The 2,062-nt window shown below is 66.8% G+C and carries 2 protein-coding genes; both read right to left on the reverse strand.

Annotation, left to right across the window (positions count from 1 at the left end; all coding sequences use genetic code 11):
• The coding region (locus tag ACWELQ_RS44525; RefSeq protein WP_452402992.1) for a nitrate- and nitrite sensing domain-containing protein at positions 1 to 919 on the reverse strand (919 nt) is incomplete at its 3' end.
• Between the two features lie 338 nt (positions 920 to 1,257).
• Complete coding sequence (locus tag ACWELQ_RS44530; protein ID WP_452402993.1) at positions 1,258 to 1,917, reverse strand: histidine phosphatase family protein; 660 nt, start codon at positions 1,915 to 1,917, stop codon at positions 1,258 to 1,260.
• Positions 1,918 to 2,062 lie beyond the last annotated feature (145 nt).

Consider the following 2,062-nt stretch of genomic DNA (forward strand, 5'->3'; position numbering starts at 1 on the left):
CGATCAGCTGGGTCAGGGCACTGCCGCGCAGCGAATCCGCGCGCGCTTGAATCGCGGCGCCGACCGCCTTCTGCACGGTGCGCTGCGCGTCGATGACGCCGGTCATGCGCAGCCACCAGTTCGCCGGATCGACCGGGCGCACCAGCGGGCCGTCCCCGGAGGCCAGCGCCACGCTCTCGGCCTGGTCGGCGGCGGTGGCGGCGTCGCCGCGCATGGCCTCGTCCAGATCGGCCTGCCGGTCCTTGTCGGCGTAGCGCGAGAACGACTGCAGCGCGGCCTGTTTGGCGGCACGGATCTCGGTGAACTGGCCGTACTCGCCGCCGGAGAAGTGGCCGATCACGAACACGCCGTTGAGGAAGCCGCGCTCCTTGTCGAACTGCTCCTTGGCCGCGCCGAGCGCGTAGAACGCCTGCAGGCCGCGCTGCAGCTCCGGATCGTTGGCCTGGTCGAGGCCGAGGGTCAGGCGGTTCAGCTTGCCGACGGCGTCGTTGTAGAACTGCAGCACCACGGGGCGGCTGATGCGGCGGGTGTCGATCTGGGTTCGGGTGTTGGACAGCAGGTTCAGCTGTCCCAGCGCCGCGCGCACCTGATCCGCGCCGGGCGCGTTCGAGTCGGCGGCGGCGGTGACCGCGCCGAGCGTCGAATCGACACTGTGACGCTGCGCCAGCAACGGCTGCGCCAGCGTGCCGTCGCCGCCGAGCAGGCCGTTGCTCAGTCCCAGCTCGCGCTGCAACTGGTCGGTCAGGTCCTGCACGCTCAACGCGAGTGACACCGCGCGCGTGGTGTTGTCGGCCTCGCGATAGTCGGTGAACGCGCGATCCACGGTGGCCGCCAGCAGCACGATCACCAGAGTCAAAGCGAACGCCAGGATTCGGGACAACTGCCCGCGAATGGTGCGCGGTCGCAGACGAAGACGCACTGCCAACTACTCCTCCGAAAGACCGTGGCGACACTGAACCGAGCACACGGGAGTGAGTGCAAACTTCCACACGGCAATTCCGTCGTCAACTCGAGCGTGTCCGAAATTGTCGTGCGTCAAGCGTCGTAGGTGAACAACGCGTAAACATGTTGTGCCGCAATGGCTTGGCGTACCGTGCGGTCGCTGGTCGGATGACCGGGGTCAAGCGTGGCGAATCTCAGCGATGACAGGCTCGAATCGGGGATTCTGTCGTGGGGTCTTGACGCTGTTCAGATATATGAATGCACCCGAGCTGGTATCCGCGGCCCTCGAGACCGTGAATTTTGTTGTACAGATATTCACCCGGGAAGGTGTTTACTGTCGTTGTAAACGGAGGGACTCATTCCGGAATCGGTTCGCTCCCAACGCGTTATCGACGCATTGCCGACCTCCGCGCCGGTCTGATCCTGGATGTCGGCCACGTCCAGTTCGCCGAAGATGTATCGGGTCAACACGATTGCGATGTCGTGGGTGAAAATCAGTACATGGCCCTGTAATTCGCGCAGGACGGCGCGCAGGCGCAGCGCGACATCCGGCCAGGACTCGCCGCCGGTCGGCCGGTGGTAGAACCGTCCGACCCGTTGCAGCATGCGGTGCTCCTCGGGGAGTCGCCGCTCGATCCCGAACGTGGTGAGGCCGAACAGAATTCCGGTCTCACGATCGCGCAGCCGTTCATCGAACCGGGGCGGCGGCGCTTTCAGGTACGCCAATGCGTGGCGCGCGGTCTCGCGGGTGCGTAGATACGGGGAGCAGAGCACCAGGTCGAACGGCGGATCGACGGTGGCCAGCCGTCGGCCGGTGGCGATCGCCTGTGCGACGCCGCGCTCGGTCAGCGGCACCTCGGCATCGCTGACGCCCGTGATGAATTCGTCGCTGCCGGTGTACGGCGCGGCATTGACGACGCTCTCGCCGTGCCGCACCAGCGTCAGCGATTCCAGTCCCGATCCCACGGCCTCCACGAATCCATCGTGCGGCACTCAGCGCCGCGCGTCGACCGGATTGCCCACCGTGATGTCCGCGGGCGGCAGCCACAGCGTGGCGATGGTGCCGCCGCCGGCCGCGGGCTCGATGGAGGCATTGCCGCCGTGCGCCTGCGCCACCCAC

It is taken from the genome of Nocardia sp. NPDC004722, from assembly GCF_053601505.1.